Here is a 20,766-nt window from a genome sequence, read left to right on the forward strand (position 1 = left end):
GTGAGGGCACCTAAACCTGTTACTACAACTCTTCTTAAATTCATAAATGAATTTTAAGTGATTTATTATTTAACGTTTGCTTCCAGATAACTGATAGCTTGACCTACAGTTCCAATTTGCTCTGCTTGATCATCCGGAATAGAAATGTTGAATTCTTTCTCGAATTCCATGATGAGCTCTACAGTATCCAGAGAGTCAGCCCCCAGGTCATTAGTGAAGCTAGCTTCTGGAGTTACTTCAGATTCTTCAACGCCTAACTTATCAACGATAATGGCTTTTACTTTTTGTGCTATTTCAGACATTTTTTGAACAGTTTAATTTAAAACACTTCGCAAAGAAATATATTTAAAACCTTATTGCCAAAAAAATGGGAGAAGTAAATTCAAGTTGTACCATTCTTGGGAGGAAGTTGAAGGATTATTTCTAACTTTGTTTTTTCTAAATTCTTCCTTTAATGAAGAAAATAAAGCTATTTGTCGAACACCAATATGATTTTGAACTTTTGGGCCTAGTAGCCCCTCACAAAGACTATAAAATGGCTTGGTTGCTCAATCAATACATGGGGATGAAACTGGTGAAAAGTGATGATTTTATATTGGATTTTATTGAAAGTCCTAAAATGGAAATTTCCAGGTATATGGAGGAAAAAGAACATGGTTTTGTCCAGCTTTTAAAAAACAAATCCCTGTCCCCCAGTCCAAATGGAACCTATTTGGTACCAGAACTTAAGATCATGGATTACTTCTTACTCCTACAGGATCACACCTGCCAATTGGATATTATTGCTTATATTGAGCGCTTAAGTCAAGTTAAACTCATCCAGAATGTAGTCAAACTGGACATATCAAAAATTAAATCAAGAGAAAATCTACTTACCTATTAATTCCAAAATAAACATGAGTATTGCGCTTTACAACAAAACCAAAATTTTAGCAACAATAGGCCCAGCTTCCAATAATCCAGATACTTTGGCAAGTCTTGCAAGTGCCGGGGCGAATGTGTTCAGGCTGAATTTTTCACACGGTGACCATAGCATTCATGCCGAAGTCATCAAAATGATAAGACAGCTCAATAAAGAAAAGAATCTCACATTGGGAATTCTACAGGACCTTCAAGGGCCAAAAATCCGAGTCGGTGAAATGGAGAACGGTGGAGTTCAAATAAAAGCCGGACAGAAAATTACCATTACCAATGACCCAGTGATTGGAAATGCGGAATTGGTGAGCACTGTTTATCAAAACCTTCCCAACGATGTGAAAGCAGGGGATAGAATATTAATAGATGATGGAAACATTGAATTGGCAGTCAATAATACTGATGGTAAAAATGTCAGGTGTGTGGTCATTCATGGAGGTGTTCTCAAATCCAGAAAAGGTATAAATTTACCAAATACCAAGGTTTCTGCACCATCTCTTACAGAGAAGGACATTGAAGATTTGGCCTTTGGATTGGAACAGGATGTGGATTGGATTGCCCTTTCGTTTGTGAGGTCTGCTGATGACATCAATGATTTAAGAGAAAGAATCCAGGCCGCTGGGAAAGAATGTAGGATTGTTGCCAAAATCGAAAAACCTGAAGCACTACAAAATATAGATGAAATTATTGAGGCCACAGATGCGATTATGGTAGCACGTGGTGATTTGGGAGTGGAAGTGCCAATGGAGACAGTTCCTCTTTGGCAAAAGAAGATGGTGCAAAAATGTAAACTTGCCTGTAAGCCAGTGATTATTGCCACGCAAATGCTTGAAAGCATGACGAATCATCCTAGGCCTACCAGGGCGGAAACCAACGATGTTGCAACCGCAGTATTGGACGGTGCAGATGCGGTGATGCTTTCGGCGGAAACTGCTTCAGGAGATTTTCCTGTCAATGCGGTCAAGGCGATGAGTAGCATTATCAATTATATTGAGGTAAATTCTGATGTATTTCACCACCTCTATAAAATCCCTGAGGATGACAAAAACTTTTATTCCAAAAACCTTACTCTCATGGCCGCACGTCTGTCAAGGAATGTTAAGGCAAAAGCTTTAGTAGGAATAACAAGTTCTGGAATGACAGCATTGAGGTTGGCTTCTTTTAGACCTTTAGCCAATCTGCTTGTATTTACAAGGAATAAAAAACTGATTAACCAATTGAGTCTGGTGTGGGGTGTAAGATCTTACTATTATGAAAGTAATGTTTCTACAGATGCCACTTTTATGGATATACAAAATCAGCTGAAAAAAGACGGTTATGTCAAAAAAGGAGACATGATCATCAATACCGCCAGTATGCCATTGAAAGCAAAGGGGAGAACCAACATGCTGAAGATCCACGAAGTAGAGTAATTGACGGCTTCTTTCCATTAGTTTCTGATTGAAACTAAGGAATTTTTGAAAAAAGATTTCCTATTAACCAAAAACTCATTTAGACAAAAAGCTATCCACCAGGGTAGCTTTTTTATATTTATCTCCTTAATAAAGATCATACTATTTTCAATACCGGGAATTTTTTAGAGATATGGTATAAATCTTGAAGAGCGTGCTATTTATCTTTAAAACAGTATTGAACAATTCAGCCAATATATTCAACAGTTTAGTGCTCTAAACTTACAATACAGAAATTAAACGTATCCTTTTTGAATATTCTATGTTTATACATTAAACTAAACATAATCAACTATGGAAAAATTATTTAGATTTCTGTTTTTAGGAGCGTTTCTTTTTGTTATCGCCTCCTGTAATGATGAAGATGATCAGCCACCAATGCAAGATGATCCCACAGCTCCCAACCTAGTAGAAGCTGCAAATGAAGCGGGATTAACAACCTTGGTAGCTGCGGTACAAGCCATTCCAGGTTTGGCTCCCGCCTTATTAAATGCTGAGGCTATTACTGTTTTCGCTCCTACCAATGATGCTTTCGCAAATGCATTGGAAGCTTTTGGCGCGAATAGCCTAACAGATTTGGTAGACAGATTAGGTGGACCTGAAAATTTAGAAACAGTATTGGGATTTCATGTGGTTCCAGCAGTAGCTTTTGCTTCTGATCTAAATGCCTCTAACACTTTTACAACTTTAGCAGGACAAAGCATAGATGTTAATGTAAGCGGAGGAAATGTAACAGTTGTAGATGCAAATGGAGATATTGCAAATGTTGTAGAAGCGGACGTGGCTATTGAAAATGGAGTAGTCCATGTGATTGATAGGGTATTATTACCGGAAATTGAAATAGGCGATGGACCAGCTCCAAATTTAGTTGAAGCGGCTACTGAAGCAGGTTTAGATATTTTACTTGCAGCTGTTACAGCTGTTGATGGATTAGCAGACGCTTTATTGGGTGCAGAGGCAATTACAGTTTTTGCTCCATCCGATGATGCTTTTGCAGCTGCTTTGGATGCATTCAATGCTGAAAACTTAGATCAACTGGTAGCCCGAATTGGCGGTATTGAAAATTTAGAAACCGTTTTAGGATTCCATGTCGTTCCTGCAGTTGCTTTCTCATCTGATCTTGAAGCAACAAATGTATTCCCAACCCTTGGCGGACAGGAAATCACTGTTAATGCTGGAAATGATGGGGTCACAGTAACTGATGCAACTGGCAATACAGTTAATGTTATTGCTGCTGATGTAGCAATAGAAAACGGAGTTGTTCATGTGATAGATGGAGTATTACTACCTGAATTAGCAATTCCAAATATTGTTGAAGCAGCAACTGCCGCAGACTTGACCATATTAATAGATGCAGTATTAGCTGCTGGTTTAGATGAAGCATTATTATCTGCCGAAGACATTACCGTCTTTGCGCCAACCAATGATGCATTTTTGGATTTACTTGCAGCCCAAGAAGTAGGTTCTTTAGAAGAATTGATTGATGCTCTAGGTGCAGAAGCAGTGACAACTGTTTTACAGTTCCATGTTGTACCTACAGTTGCTTTCTCCTTTGATTTAGCTGAGGGTGATAATGATGTGCCTACTCTTGCTGGAGAAAACCTTACAGTTACAAGAAATGGTGCCGATGTCACTGTCACTGATGCAGCAGGAAATACTTATTCTGTAGTAGCTGCTGATGTTGCTATAGAAAATGGTGTTGTCCATGTAATTGACGGAGTATTACTTCCAACCTTAGAATAATATATTTCTTAAAGGCAGGGGTTCGTCCCTTGCCTTTATTTCACTTTTTTGATTTTATGTAATCTGATCGCTTCTTTTTATTCGTTAATAGATTAAATCTTTAGACCTCACAACCATGTTTAACCACCGCTTCAAATTTGTTTTCCCAGGTTTGCTTGCGGTTTATTCATTTTTGAATATACAGCTATTGGAAGGGGATAGGTTGTTTCAGGCTGAACTCGATCCTGTAAAATTATTTTATATCATTTTTTTGATTTGTTACGCAGTTTGGTTTGCCAACTGGTCAATTGAGCAATTTGTATTGCCAAAAATTAAAAAATATCACCCTTTACTTCTTCAGTTTTCTTTTAGTCTGGTAGCGGTAACTTTAATCAGTCTTGTATCGGTTTTTATAACAGGGCTACTTTTTGGAGAACCATTCAATTATTCCTTGCCAAACCTTTTGTTGACCTCAGGATTCTCATTTAGGATAAACCTATTTTTGAATTGTGTCAATGCAATCTTTTTCTTTAGTAAAAAATTTAAAGAAAAGGCAGTTGAAGCAGAAAAATTGCATTCATTGAATATGGAAGCTAGGTTGGAATCTCTTAATTCCCAAATCAATCCGCATTTCTTCTTTAATAACCTAAGTGCTCTTTCAGCTTTGATTCACGAGGATGTAAAAGCGGCAGATGCTTATCTTCAAAAACTATCGGTGATATATAGGTATATACTGAGTAATAAAGATAAAGAACTGGTAAGTTTGAAGGAGGAAATTAAATTTTTAAAAAATTATTTAGATTTATTAATCATTCGATTTGAGGATTCTCTTACCTTTAAAATGGAGATAGACGAATCTTGTAAGGGTTTATTTTTGCCCCCCGCAGTATTGCAATTATTGGTCGAAAACGTTGTTAAACACAATTATTTCACTATTTCAGAACCTCTTGAAGTAGAAATCATATCCGATTGCGATACCATAAAAATTAAAAATAAACTTCAGCCGAAAGAAGTAGTGGAAGACTCTACGGGCATTGGACTTCAAAACATATCTGATAGATATAGGTTTTTAGGGAGTAACATTAAGGTTGCAGCCTCTGATGAGTTTTTTGAAGTTGAGCTGCCTCTAATCAAAACTTATGAAAACCGCACTAATAGAAGACGAGCCTTTGGCGCTGAAAAGGATTGAAAATATCATCAAACAGCATCGGCCTGAATGGGAAATTTCTTTCAAAGCTCAAAGTGTCCGGGAACTGGAGGAGTTTTTTTCAGGTGATATTGAAATTGATCTCATGCTTTGCGATATACATCTGGCAGATGGTCTCAGTTTCAAAGCTTTTAAAGATAAGCAGCCCAAGTTTCCGATTATTTTTATAACTGCCTATGATGAATATGCACTCCGTTCATTTGAGCATAACTGTATTGACTACATTCTTAAGCCTATTGATGAAGCGAGAATGATTCAGTCCTTTGAAAAGCTTGAAAAACTAGGACAGGTTCAAAATCCTTCCCTGATACACCCTGATTTGTTCGAAAAATTGCTAAAAAATTATCAAAGAAAGTCGTATAAAAAGCGGTTTTTGAGTAAAATTGGTAAAAGAATCAAATTTATCCCAGTGGATGATATTTCATTCTTTTATTCTGAAGGTGGTGCAGTCTATTTAGTAGAAAAAGATGGGTCAAAAAAATACATGATAGACCACAACCTACAGGAATTGGAAGAAAATCTTTTGGATCCTGCGAGGTTCCATAGAATCAACCGTTCAACGATTATACATTTGGAGGGTTTGGTAGAAATGAAACCTTATATTAATGGGAGACTTCTCCTTTCTATGACTTCGGTTAGCGATACAAAAATAGTAGTTGCAAGAGAAAGGGTTAACGAATTTAGAAACTGGATCAATCAATAATTGAAATGAAGAAATACTGTTTTTTTATTATTTTTCTTTTTGGGACGCAATTATATGGTAAAGCGCAAACTACTGAATCGGCACGGATTGATAGCTTGGAAAAAACTGTCCTTCTGTTGGATAAAGAAATTTATGATATCAATTTGAATCTATACAATTCCCAGCGCCAGCTCAAAAGAGGGATTTTTGTGGCGACCCTAGGGTATACAGTCACCATCATAGGAGGACAGCTTTTGGGTACAAGGCCTGAATTAGGAGAAGCTTTGCTATACACGGGAGGCGCTATAGGTATTGCGGGGACGGTTGTCCTGGTCAAGGGGTTTAATAAAATAAGTCTAGGTCCCCCTAAGCCCCCAAGATTTGAGCAGTAAAAATCAATCTTCTTCCTGAGGTCCTCTTGGAGGAACAATAATTACGCTTTCTTTATCAACCATCACAGCTCCAGCTGGGGACCCTTTTACTTTTCGTACAAATTTGGCCGGAGTATACATGACTGGGGCCAAGCTTTCATTTTTGTTTTTAGAATAGTATGCTGCAAATTCGGCAGCTCGTTCTATGACAGTTTTAGGGAATGTTATGCCGGATCTATATTTGACCAATACATGAGAGCCGGATACATCCTTGGCATGAAGCCAAAGGTCATCTTTCCAAGCAAAATACCTCAAAAGTTCATCATTGGCTTTAGCTGATTTCCCAACCAAGACTTCAAACCCATCAATTTCAAAACGCTTGAACGGTACTTGTTCCTCCCTATCCTTTTGATGTTTGACCAAATGGTTTTCTTTGACAAACTCCTTGAGTTGCCTAAAATGGCTGATTGCTTCAAGTTCTTGTAGCCATTTTTCCGTTTGTTCCAGTTGTTTTTCTTTAAGCTCAAGGTTTTCGTTAAGGTGCTGTATTTCCTTTTTCCTGTTTTTGGATTTCCTGTATAAGGATTCTGCAAATTTTTGGGGGCTTACATTTTTCTTTAATCGAAAAGTTTGGTTTTCTTGAGTGTAAAAATTAAAGAGCACAACCTCTTCTATTCCCGGTTCAATTTGATGAAGATTAGCCATGATGATATCCGCAACCTGTGAAGGAGCGATTTCATTTTCAATTTCGGAAAGCTTTGCTCCTGTCTTTTTGATATAGGAAATGGCTTTTTTCCTTTGATCTTCAAAAGTCTTGCTCCATTGTTTTTTCTCTTTTTCAAATGCCTGAATGACCACTTTATACCTAAAAAGTTCATTACAAGCTACGATCGGATCGATAGATTGAAAAATGGCTTTGTTCTCAGGTAATAGACTCAGATTATATTCATTTTCTTCCTTGACTATACTGTAAAGAGGAGTGTCCAAAATATCGAGAAGTTCCTGCAGTAAATTCCATTTAACTTGTAAGTCTGCTTCAGGAAAACCTTTGTATTTGAGCCACCTACGTGGTATTTTACCCAGTGTAGGGATAAACTTAGATGCATTTCCCTCCAATTCCGTAAACTTCTGAAGACTTAAATCCAAGTTGACATCCAAGTCTTTGAATAAAATATTTTTATCCTCTTTCAGTTCATTTCTAAATAATAATCCTGGTAAATCCTGTCCATTTTCATAAACCAGAACATTACTCCTTGTGCCGTGAAGTTTGAAGACCAAGCGGGTGCCTTTATGAAGCTCAATCCAAAAGGCACGTTCGTTTTTGAATACCTGAATATCCAATATTTCTTGGTTTATGATATTTGGGAAAAGCGAAATGGTGTTACGTTTGCTTCTTTTGAAGTCATCAGGAAAAGACAAAGCAGAAATTACAGGAAGTAAGTTGGCTCTGATAAAAATTTGATTGTGACCATCACTACAGCCAATAACCAGTTCGTCTTTGTTTTGAGAAAAACATTCATAGATGCGTTTACCAGTTAATGAGCCCTTTAATGCAGGGCATAAGAACTTCAAAAAATGATAGTTTAAATGCATTAGGCAATTTCGATTTTCAAGCCATCATATGCAAGTCTTATATTGGCTGGGAGTTGATTTTCCACTTCTTGATGGGTACCTAATTTGTGGCTTATATGGGTAAAATATGCCATCTCCGGTTTTAATTCTTGTACTAATGCCACTGCCTCATCCAGAGTGAAATGCGAAATGTGATGCGTTTTTTGAAGAGCATTAACCACAAGTATTTTGCTACCCCTAATTTTATCCAATTCCTGATTATCGATAGTCTTTGCATCAGTAATATAGGTGAAATCATCAATTCTGAATCCAAATACAGGGAGTCTATAATGCATGACTTTTATTGGTAGAATTGAGACTCCTTCTACTTCAAAAGCTTCATTTTGGATCTCATGGGGGACTACAGAAGGGACACCTGGATATTTGACTTCTGCGAAAACGTAGGAAAATTCCCTTTTAATCTGAGCCAAAACCTTTTTGGTACCATAAATAGGCATGTCTTTTTTCTGGGCGAAATTGAAAGGCCTGATATCATCCATGCCGGCAGTATGGTCTTTGTGCTCGTGTGTATAAAGGATAGCATCAAGCCGGTTGATTCTTTCTCGGAGGATTTGTGCTCTGAAGTCTGGACCTGTATCTACGGCTATTTTTATGCCCTGCGTTTCTATAAATATTGAAGAACGGGTTCTTTTATCCCTAAAATCTATCGAACTACAGACCTGACAATCGCAACCGATTACCGGGACTCCCTGCGAAGTTCCTGTACCTAAAAATGTGATTTTCAAAGTTTTAGTTCTGTTTGCTGTAATTCTGCGATCAAGTCCTGTATTTTTTTATCTTCAAAATCTTTGGGTTTGAAACCTATTTCCTTTATGATATCTATCAAAGTATTGATTTTACCATCCAAGGTATAATATTTATTAATGATGACAATTTTTGAGTCCTTGAGTACACAGTATCCTGATTTAAAATTTCCTTTTTCGTATCTTAAAATGTAATCTGAAGCAGCGAAAATATTTTCGAGCTTATCCAGAAAACTTTTGGAATACTTGATACTCATATGAAACTGTATTCTATGTGAGATGTTTTTTTACAGTTGCCAATAGAAGATCGTAATCAAGTGGTTTTTGAACATAATCATCCAATCCTGCCTTTTTGAAATCATCTAAGGTGTAGTTTTTGTAATTCCCTGTGATTGCCACAATGGGTAGGGATGCTTTTTCTTTGTTTTCAAGTTTGCGGATTGCTTTGGTACACTCAATCCCATCCATGACAGGCATGTTAATATCCATTAAGATGAGGTCAAAGTGCTCCTTTTCAATGCACTCCAATACTTGTAGTCCATTTTTCACAGCTTTGATTTCGTAATTTTCAAACATCAAAACATTTTTAGTTAAGTTGATGATTACGGAACTGTCTTCTGCTACAAGTACTTTTTTTGACTTTGTCATTGATGAAATAGTTGATTAGATTGAAAATGTTTTTTAAAAGAACTGTAAAGCTTGCGTAAATATAAATATTCTTCAAAGGTAGTATCAAAGTTGCTGTTTTTTATGTTTTTTTCAAATGACTCTGAAAATTTAAACAATTGCATAGCGCCTAAGGTGCCCGAATTTCCTTTTAAAATATGTAGTTTACCTCCTATTTCAGGGAAATTTTCTACCCTAATTAATGCCTCAATATCTGATAGTAGCCTTTCTGACTCTTCAAAAAAGTCTTCATAGACAAGGTTGATATTATCAATATTATTATATTTCATTAACTGTTTTACGACTTTGTCGTCTAGGATCTCGAAAGTTTCCCAATCTATTGAACTTTCATTTGATCCTTGCTCATTTTGCTGTATCAGCCTGTGTATAGTTTCAAGCAAAACTTTAGGCTTCACAGGTTTTGGAATAAAATCATCAAAACCAGTCGAAAGAAAATAATCTTTGTCGTCTTTGCTTGCAAAAGCAGAGACTGCAATTACAGGAGCATTGGAAAGCTGATCAGAGCCTATTGTTTTTAAAGTATTGATACCGTCAATTATAGGCATCTGAATATCCATTAAAATCAGGTCATATGAATTTTCCTTAAGCTTTTTTATAGCATGGCTTCCGTTTTCAGCCGATTCGAATTGGTACATCTGGCCGATGATGTTTTCAAATACCCTTCTATTGAGCGCATTATCATCCACTATCAATACCTTTTTATTTTTCATATGTTTTGTAATACTTTTGACAAGTATAGTGAGTACAAAGCAAAAATAGATTTGGAAGATAAAAATAATTATTTAATTGTGGTAATTGGCCCTACTGCGGTAGGTAAGACGGAGTTGTGTATTCGACTTGCAAACTATCTTGATACAGCGATTATTTCGGCTGACAGCAGACAGTTTTATAAGGAAACCAATTTGGGTACTGCTAAACCAAATGCAGAGGAAATGACTAGGGCAGTTCATCATTTGGTGGATTTCAAATCAATACATGAAAGTTACGATGTCAAAGATTTTGAAAATGATGTCTTAAATATTTTAAATGAGATATTTAAAAATAAGGATGTTGCCATACTGACAGGAGGATCCGGACTTTATGTAGATGCCATATGTAACGGACTTGATGATATTCCTGATATTTCTCCGGAAATCCGTGAAAATATTATATCAGAATACGGCAGTAAAGGCTTGGTATATCTGCAGCAGCAAGTAAAAATGCATGATCCTGAATATTTTGAAATTGTAGACCAGAAAAATCCTCAAAGACTGATGCGGGCTTTGGAAATCTGTAGAGGGACTGGGAAAACCTATACAGTATTCAGGAAAAAGAAAAAGGTCAAGCGACCATTCAAAATCATTAAGGTTGGTTTGGAGAGAGAAAGGGACGAAATATACCAAAGAATAGATCTAAGGATGGATCAAATGATAGCGAATGGTTTGTTTGAGGAAGCAGCAAACTTGTTTCCTTACCGTCATCTCAATGCCTTACAGACGGTTGGTTACTCTGAGATTTTTGGTTTTATGGAGAACAAATATGATAAGGAGGAAGCCATTCGTCTCTTGAAAAGAAATTCCAGAAGGTATGCCAAGCGGCAGCTTACTTGGTTTAGAAAGGATCCTGAATATACCTGGTTTCATCCAGACGACTGCCAGACGATTGAGAGTTTTATAAAATCCCGGATCAATAATTCTTAATGGAAGCTATTTTAACTTGATTTCTTGATGGCCCATTAGTTTTGCTACAAAGGTGTAAGGGTTTTTAGCGATGGTATTGTTGTATTGTATCAAGGTGAGCTTCAGAGCGCGGTAAGGTGCCTGAACGGAGGCTATAAATTCATCTGTTTTATCTTTGTCTACTTTTGCTTTTGCATTTTTAAATATGGTTTGGAGATCAAGTAATTTATTTGACTGATTATCTTCCAATTGATTTTCCAGTAATCCCAGTTTTTTAAGTGCCTGTAATATATCTTTTTGAAGATTGATAACTTTATTTTTCTTTGTGTTCAGGCTGTAATTTACAGTCAAAAAGAAAAGGATAATAGCAGCACTCAGCGTAGTAATAATTGGTATAAATCCCATAATCTAGATACTTAGAATTTCAATCAGTTTGAGGTGGTCGTCTTTCAAATGTTTGGTTTTGTTGATACAGTCATCGAAAGAGGTATATACAACTTCTCCATTTACAATTCCTGCCATGCAATTTTGTTCTCCTGAAATAAGACCCTCAACGGCAGCCATTCCACACCTCGAAGCCAATACCCTGTCTCTTGCAGTAGGATTTCCACCCCTTTGGATATGTCCTAAAGTTGTCACCTTGAATTCTTTATCCGGATCATTGATTTTGGCCTTCACTTTTTCCATTATTTCATCCGCTCCGCCTTCCTCATCTCCTTCTGCAACCACTATGATGGAAGAAGATTTAGACTTTCTTAAATTTTTCAATGATTTAGTGACTTGCCTAAGGTCTGTTGAGGTTTCTGGTATCATGACAAACTCAGCACCACCGCCGATTCCGCATTCCAGAGCGATATAACCGGAATCCCTTCCCATTACTTCCACAAAAAAGATCCTGTCGTGTGCTGCGGCAGTATCCCTGATTTTGTCAATCGCTTCCAAAGCAGTATTTACTGCTGTATCAAAGCCAATGGTATAATCTGTTCCATAGATATCATTGTCAATGGTTCCCGGGCAGCCCACAGTAGGTATACCGTATTCCTCGAAAAATATTTTGGCACCGGTGAAGCTTCCGTCTCCTCCAATAACAATCAAACCTTCTATTCCAAAGGCTTTTAATTGTTCATAGGCCTTTTTCCTTCCTTCTTTGGTCCTGAATTCTTCACTTCTTGCCGACTTGAGAATGGTTCCGCCTCTTTGGATTATATTACTGACTGAGTAAGAGTGCATTCTTTTGATCCGTCCGTTGATCATTCCCTCGTATCCGTAGCTGATGCCATAGATTTCAAGTTCCTTAAATATGGCAGTTCTTACTACTGCCCTGATACATGCATTCATTCCAGGAGCATCTCCACCGGAAGTTAAAACAGCTATTTTTTTCATAGTTAATAGGCTTTTCAATTCCAAAAATACTCATTATTGAAAGCAAATGACAAGAAAGCTTGATTTCTTTGGGTAGAAATTGAAGCGGTTTATAATTGAAAAGCAAGTGTGAAAATATTAGGGTTGGCTATACTCCTGAAATAGAATAAAAAAGGCCGTCAGTGGATGGTTTTCACGGATTTCATTTAAAAAAAATCTGACGGCCTTTAAAATTATTCTGCCAGTTTGGCCACCCTTTCTCCTAGGAGCATTATGCTATCTGCCACGATTTCGGTCATATACTTTTTATTTCCGTCCTTATCTTCCCAAGAGCGATTTGAAATTTTCCCATCTACTGCTATTTCAGAGCCCTTATCCGTGTATTTTTGAACGGTTTCGGCAGACCTATCCCAAGCTACAACATTGTGCCATGTGGTTTCTTCCACACTTTCTCCTTTTTGATTTCTGTAAAAATCTTTGGTGGCCATTCTGAAAGAGGCTTTGATTTTGCCTCCATCAAATTCCTTGATTTCCGGTTTGGTACCCAATCTCCCGATCAGTTGTACCCTGTTTCTCATACTGCTCATTTTTTTTAGTGTTAATTGTGAAAAGATTTTAGCCTTTTAAAAAGCTTATGTTGAATTTCAGAAGACTTTTTCAAACTGACATCAGCTTAATCGGATATATCCGTTTATATCCGATTAATCCTGCTAATTGTAGCAAAACGCCACTTTTGTAGAAGCTGAAGCATTTCTGTACCTTTTATTGAATATTATGTAGATTGAGTCTTCAAACTCAAATTATCAATAGCTATATGAGAAAATTTAACTTATTTGTACTAATGCTTTTTTTGGGTGTATCAATTTCTTTTGCCCAAGAAAAAGAGACATCTAAAGAAATACCGGAAGCTCAAGTCTTCACATCTACTCAAACAGTAAGGATTGGAGGGACCACACACAGCCTCAAAACCCGTGCGGGGACGATGCTTTTGAGAGATGAAAACAATAAGCCAATAGCGCTGCATGGATTCACCGCTTATTTTAAAGAAGACGGACCTTCAAAAAGACCTATTATTTTTTCCTACAATGGAGGGCCAGGCTCTTCATCCTATTGGTTACATATGGGAGTAATGGGACCTAAAAGAATTGTAGTGCAGGACCCTGGATATACGCCTGCAGCGCCATACGAGCTTGTTAATAATGATTTTTCCATCTTGGATGTTGCTGATGTGGTGATGATGGACCCTATAGGTACAGGACTTAGTATGCCTGTTGGGGAGGCTGAAGGGAAAGATTTTTGGGGAGTTGATCAGGATATCAGGGCCATTAGCCTTTTCATCATGCAATTCTTGAAAGAGTATGATAGGTTACAATCTCCTAAATATATTTTAGGAGAAAGTTACGGTACCATGAGAAATGCAGGTGTGATGAAGTATCTTTTGGATAAGGGATACGCTTTGAATGGTGTGGTAATGGTTTCTTCAGTTTTTGATATCAGGTCTTTGGCTTTTCCTGTCCAAGAGAGCAATTCCTATTTGGTCCATTTCCCTTCCTATGCTGCCACCGCATGGTATCATGATAAATTGGCCAATAAAACCCCAGATTTAGAAGAATTTGTAGACAAAGCAAGGAAGTTTACTGAAGAAGAATATATGCCTGCTTTGTTTAAAGGGGGTAGATTGACTGACTCTGAAAAAGGTGCTATAGCTTCAAAAATGGAACAGTTTACGGGAATTTCATCTGAAATATGGCAAAGAAATAATCTTAGAATGAGAGCGAATGAGTTCTTCAATGAGTTATTGCGCGATGAAGGGATGACTGTTGGACGTCTTGACTCTAGATTCAAAGGAATCAATCCAATGCCTCAAAACCAATATTCAATAACCGACCCGCAGAGTGATGCAATATCACCCGCCTATACAACAGGGTTCTTAGACTATTTCCATAGGGATTTAGGCGTAAGTAAGGATCTTACCTATAAAACTTCAGCTTATGCTTCTCCAGGATTTAAGTGGGATTGGTCCCATAAGGGAAATGAAGGCTGGGGAAGTATGATTTCTATCAATACGGCAATAGATATGGCTGATGCTTTGAACAAGGATCCAAACTTGAAAGTACTCATGATGAATGGCTACTATGATTTAGCTACGGTGTTTTATGGAGTAGAGCACACTGTAGATCAAATGAATCTAAGACCGGAAATCAGAGATAATATCATCATGACTTATTATGAAGCAGGCCATATGTTTTATACGCATATGCCATCATTGGAAAAGTTTAAAAAAGACTTGGCTGATTTTATCAAAGACACTTCAAAATAATTCTTATTTCAATTTTTTATATTTATTCATGTTATAAATAAATAAAGCACCGGGGAGTTCCCGGTGCTTTATCAATTATAGATTAAAAAAAAATTAATCTTTTTTCAAATCCTTGTCTTTTTTCTCATTTCCAGCGGCATCATATTTTTTTGACATTTCAGTGCCATTATGGTCAAATTTGATAGCATAATAGACTTTGCCATCATCACCCATCATTTGCCAAGCTTCTTTTACATCAGCCTCATTTGTTTTTTTGTCCTTCTTGATTGCGTCTTTCACAGGTTGTGGAAGTCTTGCTTCCTCAATCTTCACCTTTTCTTTTTCTTGTGTGAAGCTGGTTTCGAAAGCAATAGGTTCTACTGAAGCAGCATTTACAGCCAATGGCGCTGTTGCTAGTCCTAAAATAAAGATACCCGGGATAATTAATTTGGTTTTCATAATAATAATTGGTTTAGTTATAAAATTTATTTGGTATTCAAGTAGGGTAGTGAGCTACCCCTTTTGTTCTGATATCTTAAGTTCATTAATTATGCCAAGCTATAATAAGTATAATTAAATGCATAAAAAATATATTTTAGGTAATTATAAATTATTTAATGTAAATAAAAAATTTGTAAGTAAACAGATTGGGGCGTGCTTTACACAAGTATTTTCCCCATTATTGGTTTGGGTATGCAAAGTCAAATCCAATCTCCTTACAATATACTAATGTAGGTAGTGAAGGGGCTTGTTTCAGGCAGCATAACAGAGATATAAATTTATATGGTCTAAGCATTTGATGTTTGGTTATGAGCGGATTTTAGGCACAAAGGTGAGGATAAAGCTTAAAATTTATTATCAGGAACCTCAGCTATGAGTTTGTCCCTGTTCGGATCAAAGCGCTTAAAATCAAAAATATCATGAACCTGACCTGAGCACTTAATGAGATCAACATCCTCAACACAGATAAACCTTACGTTCTGATTTGCCAATTCTTCATTATAAGTATGATTTTAAAATTTGCTTTTACTTCGCTTATTCAAAATTTATAGAGATTAAATTCTGCAATTTTTTTATTATGTTATTGAAGATTTGGTATATTACTAATATGTAAATAATAAATTTATGAGGTGTAACCTTCTTCACTTTTTAGGAAAAAAAGAATACTTCTTTTTGCTTTTTTTTAGCATCAACAATCCTGTTTTTTCTCAATCACAAAAACAGGATAGTCTTCAAAACATTATTAATAAAAATATTCAAGATACCCTACATGCCAAGGCCCTGCTCAACTTAGGGATTAATTTGGAGCGTTCTGACCTGAAGGGCTCTACTGAAAATTACTGGGCTCTTTTAAAAATGAAGGATGATGCTTCTTTTGAAAAATTCAAAGTCAGTGCTGCTATCCGTTTAGCGGGGAATTATTCAGCTATTGGGGTACTGGATTCTGTAGATTATTATTTTGCTAAAGCCGAAAAAATAATACAAGCCAACCCTAATGACCAAAAACTAGTCTACACACTGTATAATGGAAAAGGTATCCACTATAATAGAATTGGGAAGTTTGAGCAGGCCTTAGCTAGCTATGAGAAAGCCATCAAATTGGACCATCAGGCAATTGGTTTAGACAATGTAGGCGGTCTATATATCAACCTTTCCAATGTTTACAAGCAGATGGATAATCAACAAGCCAATTTTGATGCTACCTATAAGGCCTTAGATATTTTTGATAAAACCCAAAATAAGACCGGTTTGGCTTATGTTTACAATAGTCTTGGAACAGCCCACTACCATATCAAGATTTATGAAGAGTCTGAAAAGTACCTTTTGAGATCATTGGAATACAGAAAACTTTTGGAGGATAAAAGAGGGGAGTCTATGGTGATAGGAAACCTAGCCAGTATTTACATGGACACCAAGCAGCATCTGAAAGCTCAAGAATATTTTACCATGGCGATGGAAAAGCAGGAAGAATTGGGGCTCAAAGAGATGGTAGGCATCCAATTATACAACCTTGGGAAGAATTACAGCGAAATGGAGGAGTATGAACAGGCTTTAATTCATTTCCAAAAAGCCCAACAAGTATTGAAAGAAGCTGGTATCAGTACCTATGATGCTAAAATATTGGCAGATCTAGGAAAAACACAGCATATGCTATCTCAAGAAAAAGAAGCATACAAAAGTTTGGTAGCCGCCTCCGAAAGTGCTGTGAATCAAAAACAATTGGGAGATGCTATTACAGCTTTTAAAAATCTGAAAGAGTATTACCAAGCTCAAGGCAAATTCAAGGAGGCTTTGGAGGCACAAGTCTTGGAATATGCATACCGGGACTCCATAGGTATAGGGGCCTTACAAGCCCAACTCAAGGAGTTAGAATCTACGTACGCGCTAGACCTTAAAGAAAACGAGATTAGCTTGCTGAAAACCGAACAGGAATTGGACAGGGCTGAATTGGCCAAACGGAAAGCCAAGCAAAATTTGACAATCGTGATTTTCTCTTTTTTGATTTTGATTGCTGGGATTTTAGTCAATAAATACAGAATAGTGGGTCGTACCAAGAGGCTTTTGGAGGTGGAAAAACTAAGAAACTCCATTGCAAGAGATTTGCATGATGACTTAGGAAGTACGCTCTCGAGTATTCATATACTTTCCCAGATGGCCCTTCAAAAAGAAGGTACGCCCGATAAAAATCTTTTTTCAAAAATCAATAATCAGACGGCCAATATGATGGATAAATTGAGTGATATCGTCTGGTCTATCCATCCCAATAATGATACCTTGGAGCAGCTGCTCAGCAAAATGCAGGAGTTTGTTGCAGAGATTCTAGAACCTAAAGGCATCACTTATCAATTCGAAATTGGAGAAGGTGCAGCGCATATCAAGCTCGATTTGGAGAAAAGGAGAAATCTTTTCTTGATTTTTAAAGAGGCGCTTAACAATGCTGCCAAGTATGCAGAAAGCAAGCATTTGGATATCAAATTGAAAATGGAGGGCGGAAAATTGAACCTTCTGATCAAGGATGACGGAAAGGGCTTCGATCAGGAACATATCAAAAAAGGCAATGGCCTCTTTAATATGCAGCAAAGAGCCAGCATGATGGGAGGAAATATGGTCATTGAAAGCTTCCCCAACATGGGTACCACCATCCAACTCAGTGCGCCGATTGCTTGAGTTTTCTTATCACATGATTGGGGTATTTTCTAGGTTGATGAATTTGGCGATATTTAGGTTAATTGAAATAAGGTGGAAATAAAGTAGAAATAAGGTGGAAATATGATGGAAATAAAATTGAAATAGGGTAGAAATAAAGGAATTCAATACGCTGTATTACAGTGTGTTTCGTTTAAATATATTTAACTAAGCTTATTTCCACTTTATTTCGCAAAGCATATTTCCATTCTATTTCACCGAAGGTATATTTCAATTAAAGAACTTAGCCATAATTGAAGTCCCATTGAAAACCAAGGATATGCCCATTAAGGTTTTATTATACGAAGACAACGACCTTCTCCGCGAAAGCATCAGCAGTATGGTTGCTTTGAGTGGGGGTATGGAGCTATTGGGAGCTTTTGCACATGCCAATGATGTAGAAGAGCAGATAAAGCTATACCATCCTGATTTAATTCTGATGGATATTGAAATGCCGGGAAGGTCAGGAATAGAAGCAACCAAGTTGGTTAAAAAGTTGCTACCTGAGACATTTATTTTGATTCTTACCGTATTTGATGATTCTGAAAATGTCCTGAATGCAATCAAAGCAGGAGCTTCAGGGTATTTATTGAAAAAATACATTGCGACCCGTTTGTTTTCAGCGATAGATGAAATTATGGAGGGAGGTGCTCCGATGTCACCTGCTGTGGCCAAGTTGGTGATCCAATCTATGCAGAAGCCACAGGAATCAATAGATTATGGATTGACTGAGCGGGAAAAAGATGTGCTGCTTTCATTAAGCAAAGGCAATAGCTTTAAGTTGATTGCAGCCGATTGTAAAATCAGTATAGATACTGTGCGAACCCACATCAAGCGTATTTATGAAAAGCTTCAGGTCCATTGTCAGACTGAGGCGGTATCGAAGGCGATTAATGAAGGCTTGGTTTGAAATGATATTAGTGGATATTTTTAGATAATAAGATATTGGTTGAGACCTGCCAGGTTTTCAAAACCTGGCAGGTCTGGATTGAATATCTATCAATATCCAAATATCCATGAATATCTTCTACATTAAATATATGTCTTGATGCTAAAATGAAGATAAAAATATGATCCAATACAAATTTTTCGACCCCCATCCGCTTTTGGCAAGTTTTGTCCAAAGTATTTTCTTGGTGGATCATATCCTTGAACCAGGTGAGGGGGCAATTGTCGGTCAATATCCTCCAACACCCCAGCATTGTATTTTTTTGTATATCAAAGAGAAGTTCCAAGCAAAAAAAGTCAATGAAAATAAATTTAAGTTAAGGCCAAAAGCAGTGGTAGTAGGCCCACAGGTAACCCGAATGGAGTTGACAGTTAGCCATGATTATACAGTTGCAGTTATAGGTTTCCGTCCTGGAGGTCTTTTTAGGTTACTGGGAATTCCTATGGAAGAGATTTTTGATGATGGCTTTGACGGATTAGAATTGATGGGACCGGATATCAATGAACTAGTAGAAAGGTGTGCCGAAATGAAGTCATTGGACAACATCCATGAATGCATAGAGCATTACTTATTTGGAAAATTAATCAAGGTCAAAGAGTTGCTTCCTGTAGACAAAGCATTTTTTCACATGCTCAATTACCAAGGCCATATGCCAATCACTCGAGTGGCGGATTTGGCATGCCTGAGCTTGAGGCAATTTGAAAGAAAATGTAAAGAAAGATTGGGGCTTTCCCCGAAGGTCTATTCCAGATTGATCAGGTTTTCCAATGCCTACAGACTTTTTGAAAGATCTGAAAGACCCAATTGGTCAGAAATAGCTTATCTCTCCGGATATTACGATCAGATGCACTTTATCAAAGACTTCAAAGACTTTGCAGGAATCACTCCCACGATGATGGAGGAGGAGTTGAAAAGGAAGCCATTGAGATTTCAGAAGGAAATTAGGTTTTAGTTTTTGGTACCAAGCACCAAGTACAATGAACCATGACGTGCGTAGCTTGGTACTTCGTACATGGTACTTTGTACAATTTAAATAAACATGTCGTTTTCTTACTATCCATTTTTTTGCTTTGAGACTAGGTTTGTAGGGTAATTATTTGAAATCCTAATATCAAAGTCATGGAAAAAGCAATTTACTTCAAGTTAAGCAAGGCCGCCATAGTTTCAGTTATTTTGGTACTGGCTTGCGCTAATGAAGATGAACAACCTGTAGTTTCCGAGCTTGAAAAAGCCCGAATGGAATACGAAGAAATGAAAGCCAATCATGCATTTGTTGAGCTGGCTTTTCCAGAAGATGATCCAGGACCACCATTTTATGCCAGAATTGCAGTTTTGGGTCCTGATAAACTGATTATGGAGTCCAATGGTACCATTGTGATTCCCATGATGCGGGAGGTTCAATGTATAGATCCTGAATTCAATTTGCTCGACCTGTACCATGTTCCGAATGGATTTTTTTGTCCTTTGACACTTTCTGGGAGAGGCTTGATTGAACCAAATGCACCTATGGGTACATTTCCGGCCATTGCTTATGGAACAGGGTCTAATATGCCGGTTTGGTTTGTGGATAGTGCTCCCCTATTGAATGCCATTTCGGATGGTATACTAACCCTTCCTGAATTAGAAGCCCTCAATCCCCGAAAAGGGATTGCCTCAAGGTATGAAGAATATAATAAACCTAGGACTGAAGAAGATTACCTCTTGGTCATCGAGTCCGAGGGAAGCATTCTAGGCACCAATCAGCGCTTTGCGTACAAGGTGATTTCCAGAACCAAGGCGAGACAAGACGTGGAATTGAAATTTTGGTAAGTTTTTGACTGAGACCTGCCAGGTCTTATCCCATGATTAGGGTATTGTGCTCGGTTTTTGAAAATGGTAAATTGTGTAAAAGATTGATAATAA

General features: G+C 37.3%; 22 protein-coding genes. 12 read left to right on the forward strand and 10 right to left on the reverse strand.

What is annotated here, in order from left to right; genetic code table 11:
* Nucleotides 1-65: 65 nt before the first annotated feature.
* Nucleotides 66-302: an acyl carrier protein gene (locus EA341_RS11260; protein WP_008629501.1), complete on the reverse strand. Its 237-nt coding sequence runs from the start codon at nucleotides 300-302 to the stop codon at nucleotides 66-68.
* 152 nt (nucleotides 303-454) lie between these two features.
* Here EA341_RS11260 and EA341_RS11265 point away from each other — a divergent pair, with 152 nt between their 5' ends.
* The 6 genes from EA341_RS11265 (at nucleotide 455) to EA341_RS11290 (ending at nucleotide 6,369) form a co-directional block, all read left to right on the forward strand.
* The gene (locus EA341_RS11265; protein ID WP_293014288.1) at nucleotides 455-883 is read left to right on the forward strand and encodes an IPExxxVDY family protein; all 429 of its coding nucleotides are present in this window, start codon (nucleotides 455-457) and stop codon (nucleotides 881-883) included.
* 13 nt (nucleotides 884-896) lie between these two features.
* Nucleotides 897-2,327 (forward strand): pyruvate kinase, encoded by a 1,431-nt coding sequence (gene pyk, locus EA341_RS11270; protein ID WP_293014289.1) that lies wholly within the window; start codon nucleotides 897-899, stop codon nucleotides 2,325-2,327.
* Between the two features lie 333 nt (nucleotides 2,328-2,660).
* Nucleotides 2,661-4,109 (forward strand): fasciclin domain-containing protein, encoded by a 1,449-nt coding sequence (locus EA341_RS11275; protein ID WP_293014290.1) that lies wholly within the window; start codon nucleotides 2,661-2,663, stop codon nucleotides 4,107-4,109.
* Between the two features lie 115 nt (nucleotides 4,110-4,224).
* Nucleotides 4,225-5,277, forward strand: a complete 1,053-nt coding sequence (locus EA341_RS11280; protein ID WP_293014292.1) for a sensor histidine kinase — start codon at nucleotides 4,225-4,227, stop codon at nucleotides 5,275-5,277.
* Complete coding sequence (locus EA341_RS11285) at nucleotides 5,228-5,998, forward strand: LytTR family DNA-binding domain-containing protein (protein ID WP_293014294.1); 771 nt, start codon at nucleotides 5,228-5,230, stop codon at nucleotides 5,996-5,998. Before EA341_RS11280 ends, EA341_RS11285 begins: the two co-directional genes overlap by 50 nt.
* Before the next feature lie 5 nt (nucleotides 5,999-6,003).
* Complete coding sequence (locus EA341_RS11290) at nucleotides 6,004-6,369, forward strand: hypothetical protein (protein WP_293014296.1); 366 nt, start codon at nucleotides 6,004-6,006, stop codon at nucleotides 6,367-6,369.
* Between the two features lie 3 nt (nucleotides 6,370-6,372).
* On the opposite strand, the gene EA341_RS11295 is transcribed toward EA341_RS11290, so the two are convergent.
* Genes EA341_RS11295 through EA341_RS11315 form a run of 5 tightly spaced genes read right to left on the reverse strand, consistent with a single transcriptional unit; the run spans nucleotide 6,373 to nucleotide 10,120 of the window.
* Nucleotides 6,373-7,941 (reverse strand): NFACT RNA binding domain-containing protein, encoded by a 1,569-nt coding sequence (locus EA341_RS11295; protein ID WP_293014298.1) that lies wholly within the window; start codon nucleotides 7,939-7,941, stop codon nucleotides 6,373-6,375.
* A complete protein-coding gene (locus tag EA341_RS11300; RefSeq protein ID WP_293014300.1) occupies nucleotides 7,941-8,705 on the reverse strand; it encodes an MBL fold metallo-hydrolase in 765 nt (254 codons plus the stop codon). Before EA341_RS11300 ends, EA341_RS11295 begins: the two co-directional genes overlap by 1 nt.
* Nucleotides 8,702-8,980: a hypothetical protein gene (locus EA341_RS11305; protein WP_293014302.1), complete on the reverse strand. Its 279-nt coding sequence runs from the start codon at nucleotides 8,978-8,980 to the stop codon at nucleotides 8,702-8,704. Before EA341_RS11305 ends, EA341_RS11300 begins: the two co-directional genes overlap by 4 nt.
* A 13-nt stretch (nucleotides 8,981-8,993) precedes the next feature.
* Nucleotides 8,994-9,371 carry a response regulator gene (locus tag EA341_RS11310; RefSeq protein WP_293014305.1) on the reverse strand — a complete coding sequence of 126 codons (378 nt, stop codon included), beginning with the start codon at nucleotides 9,369-9,371 and terminating at the stop codon, nucleotides 8,994-8,996.
* The gene (locus tag EA341_RS11315) at nucleotides 9,368-10,120 is read right to left on the reverse strand and encodes a hybrid sensor histidine kinase/response regulator (RefSeq protein ID WP_293014307.1); all 753 of its coding nucleotides are present in this window, start codon (nucleotides 10,118-10,120) and stop codon (nucleotides 9,368-9,370) included. The genes EA341_RS11310 and EA341_RS11315 overlap by 4 nt, the downstream gene beginning before the upstream one ends.
* Between EA341_RS11315 and miaA the strand changes: the two genes are divergently transcribed.
* Nucleotides 10,121-11,089: a tRNA (adenosine(37)-N6)-dimethylallyltransferase MiaA gene (gene miaA / locus EA341_RS11320; RefSeq protein WP_293014310.1), complete on the forward strand. Its 969-nt coding sequence runs from the start codon at nucleotides 10,121-10,123 to the stop codon at nucleotides 11,087-11,089. It begins immediately after the preceding gene.
* 6 nt (nucleotides 11,090-11,095) lie between these two features.
* Here the strand turns inward: miaA and EA341_RS11325 are convergent, their stop codons facing one another.
* The 3 genes from EA341_RS11325 to EA341_RS11335 all read right to left on the reverse strand — a co-directional run bounded on the left by EA341_RS11325 (nucleotide 11,096) and on the right by EA341_RS11335 (nucleotide 13,017).
* Nucleotides 11,096-11,473 carry a hypothetical protein gene (locus EA341_RS11325; protein WP_293014312.1) on the reverse strand — a complete coding sequence of 126 codons (378 nt, stop codon included), beginning with the start codon at nucleotides 11,471-11,473 and terminating at the stop codon, nucleotides 11,096-11,098.
* A 3-nt stretch (nucleotides 11,474-11,476) separates the two neighbouring features.
* Complete coding sequence (gene pfkA / locus EA341_RS11330; RefSeq protein ID WP_293014315.1) at nucleotides 11,477-12,451, reverse strand: 6-phosphofructokinase; 975 nt, start codon at nucleotides 12,449-12,451, stop codon at nucleotides 11,477-11,479.
* Between the two features lie 212 nt (nucleotides 12,452-12,663).
* Complete coding sequence (locus EA341_RS11335; RefSeq protein WP_293014318.1) at nucleotides 12,664-13,017, reverse strand: single-stranded DNA-binding protein; 354 nt, start codon at nucleotides 13,015-13,017, stop codon at nucleotides 12,664-12,666.
* Between the two features lie 227 nt (nucleotides 13,018-13,244).
* Between EA341_RS11335 and EA341_RS11340 the strand changes: the two genes are divergently transcribed.
* Entirely contained in the window at nucleotides 13,245-14,750 is a 1,506-nt protein-coding gene (locus EA341_RS11340; protein ID WP_293014321.1) for a carboxypeptidase, read from the forward strand.
* A gap of 93 nt (nucleotides 14,751-14,843) precedes the next feature.
* Here EA341_RS11340 and EA341_RS11345 read toward each other — a convergent pair whose 3' ends face one another.
* The gene (locus EA341_RS11345; RefSeq protein WP_293014324.1) at nucleotides 14,844-15,188 is read right to left on the reverse strand and encodes a hypothetical protein; all 345 of its coding nucleotides are present in this window, start codon (nucleotides 15,186-15,188) and stop codon (nucleotides 14,844-14,846) included.
* 666 nt (nucleotides 15,189-15,854) lie between these two features.
* Between EA341_RS11345 and EA341_RS11350 the strand changes: the two genes are divergently transcribed.
* From EA341_RS11350 to EA341_RS11365, 4 genes are all read left to right on the forward strand, one after another.
* Nucleotides 15,855-17,897 carry a tetratricopeptide repeat protein gene (locus EA341_RS11350; protein WP_293014327.1) on the forward strand — a complete coding sequence of 681 codons (2,043 nt, stop codon included), beginning with the start codon at nucleotides 15,855-15,857 and terminating at the stop codon, nucleotides 17,895-17,897.
* Nucleotides 17,898-18,195: 298 nt separating this feature from the next.
* On the forward strand, nucleotides 18,196-18,825 hold the full coding sequence (locus EA341_RS11355; protein WP_293014330.1) for a response regulator transcription factor: 630 nt from the start codon (nucleotides 18,196-18,198) through the stop codon (nucleotides 18,823-18,825).
* Nucleotides 18,826-18,985: 160 nt separating this feature from the next.
* Entirely contained in the window at nucleotides 18,986-19,816 is an 831-nt protein-coding gene (locus EA341_RS11360) for an AraC family transcriptional regulator (protein WP_293014333.1), read from the forward strand.
* 167 nt (nucleotides 19,817-19,983) lie between these two features.
* Nucleotides 19,984-20,673, forward strand: coding sequence for a hypothetical protein (locus EA341_RS11365; protein WP_293014335.1), 690 nt, complete (start codon nucleotides 19,984-19,986; stop codon nucleotides 20,671-20,673).
* Nucleotides 20,674-20,766: the final 93 nt, after the last annotated feature.

The organism is Mongoliibacter sp., assembly GCF_007692705.1.
In the GTDB taxonomy this organism is placed as follows: Bacteria; Bacteroidota; Bacteroidia; order Cytophagales; family Cyclobacteriaceae; genus Mongoliibacter.

What these genes read in the sequence shown, in the direction of transcription:
- EA341_RS11260 (WP_008629501.1), bottom strand. Translation starts at nt 302, where the DNA reads ATGTCTGAAATAGCACAAAAAGTAAAAGCCATTATCGTTGATAAGTTA.
- EA341_RS11265 (WP_293014288.1), top strand. Translation starts at nt 455, where the DNA reads ATGAAGAAAATAAAGCTATTTGTCGAACACCAATATGATTTTGAACTT.
- pyk (WP_293014289.1), top strand. Translation starts at nt 897, where the DNA reads ATGAGTATTGCGCTTTACAACAAAACCAAAATTTTAGCAACAATAGGC.
- EA341_RS11275 (WP_293014290.1), top strand. Translation starts at nt 2,661, where the DNA reads ATGGAAAAATTATTTAGATTTCTGTTTTTAGGAGCGTTTCTTTTTGTT.
- EA341_RS11280 (WP_293014292.1), top strand. Translation starts at nt 4,225, where the DNA reads ATGTTTAACCACCGCTTCAAATTTGTTTTCCCAGGTTTGCTTGCGGTT.
- EA341_RS11285 (WP_293014294.1), top strand. Translation starts at nt 5,228, where the DNA reads ATGAAAACCGCACTAATAGAAGACGAGCCTTTGGCGCTGAAAAGGATT.
- EA341_RS11290 (WP_293014296.1), top strand. Translation starts at nt 6,004, where the DNA reads ATGAAGAAATACTGTTTTTTTATTATTTTTCTTTTTGGGACGCAATTA.
- EA341_RS11295 (WP_293014298.1), bottom strand. Translation starts at nt 7,941, where the DNA reads ATGCATTTAAACTATCATTTTTTGAAGTTCTTATGCCCTGCATTAAAG.
- EA341_RS11305 (WP_293014302.1), bottom strand. Translation starts at nt 8,980, where the DNA reads ATGAGTATCAAGTATTCCAAAAGTTTTCTGGATAAGCTCGAAAATATT.
- EA341_RS11310 (WP_293014305.1), bottom strand. Translation starts at nt 9,371, where the DNA reads ATGACAAAGTCAAAAAAAGTACTTGTAGCAGAAGACAGTTCCGTAATC.
- EA341_RS11315 (WP_293014307.1), bottom strand. Translation starts at nt 10,120, where the DNA reads ATGAAAAATAAAAAGGTATTGATAGTGGATGATAATGCGCTCAATAGA.
- miaA (WP_293014310.1), top strand. Translation starts at nt 10,121, where the DNA reads ATGTTTTGTAATACTTTTGACAAGTATAGTGAGTACAAAGCAAAAATA.
- EA341_RS11325 (WP_293014312.1), bottom strand. Translation starts at nt 11,473, where the DNA reads ATGGGATTTATACCAATTATTACTACGCTGAGTGCTGCTATTATCCTT.
- pfkA (WP_293014315.1), bottom strand. Translation starts at nt 12,451, where the DNA reads ATGAAAAAAATAGCTGTTTTAACTTCCGGTGGAGATGCTCCTGGAATG.
- EA341_RS11335 (WP_293014318.1), bottom strand. Translation starts at nt 13,017, where the DNA reads ATGAGCAGTATGAGAAACAGGGTACAACTGATCGGGAGATTGGGTACC.
- EA341_RS11340 (WP_293014321.1), top strand. Translation starts at nt 13,245, where the DNA reads ATGAGAAAATTTAACTTATTTGTACTAATGCTTTTTTTGGGTGTATCA.
- EA341_RS11345 (WP_293014324.1), bottom strand. Translation starts at nt 15,188, where the DNA reads ATGAAAACCAAATTAATTATCCCGGGTATCTTTATTTTAGGACTAGCA.
- EA341_RS11350 (WP_293014327.1), top strand. Translation starts at nt 15,855, where the DNA reads ATGAGGTGTAACCTTCTTCACTTTTTAGGAAAAAAAGAATACTTCTTT.
- EA341_RS11355 (WP_293014330.1), top strand. Translation starts at nt 18,196, where the DNA reads ATGCCCATTAAGGTTTTATTATACGAAGACAACGACCTTCTCCGCGAA.
- EA341_RS11360 (WP_293014333.1), top strand. Translation starts at nt 18,986, where the DNA reads ATGATCCAATACAAATTTTTCGACCCCCATCCGCTTTTGGCAAGTTTT.
- EA341_RS11365 (WP_293014335.1), top strand. Translation starts at nt 19,984, where the DNA reads ATGGAAAAAGCAATTTACTTCAAGTTAAGCAAGGCCGCCATAGTTTCA.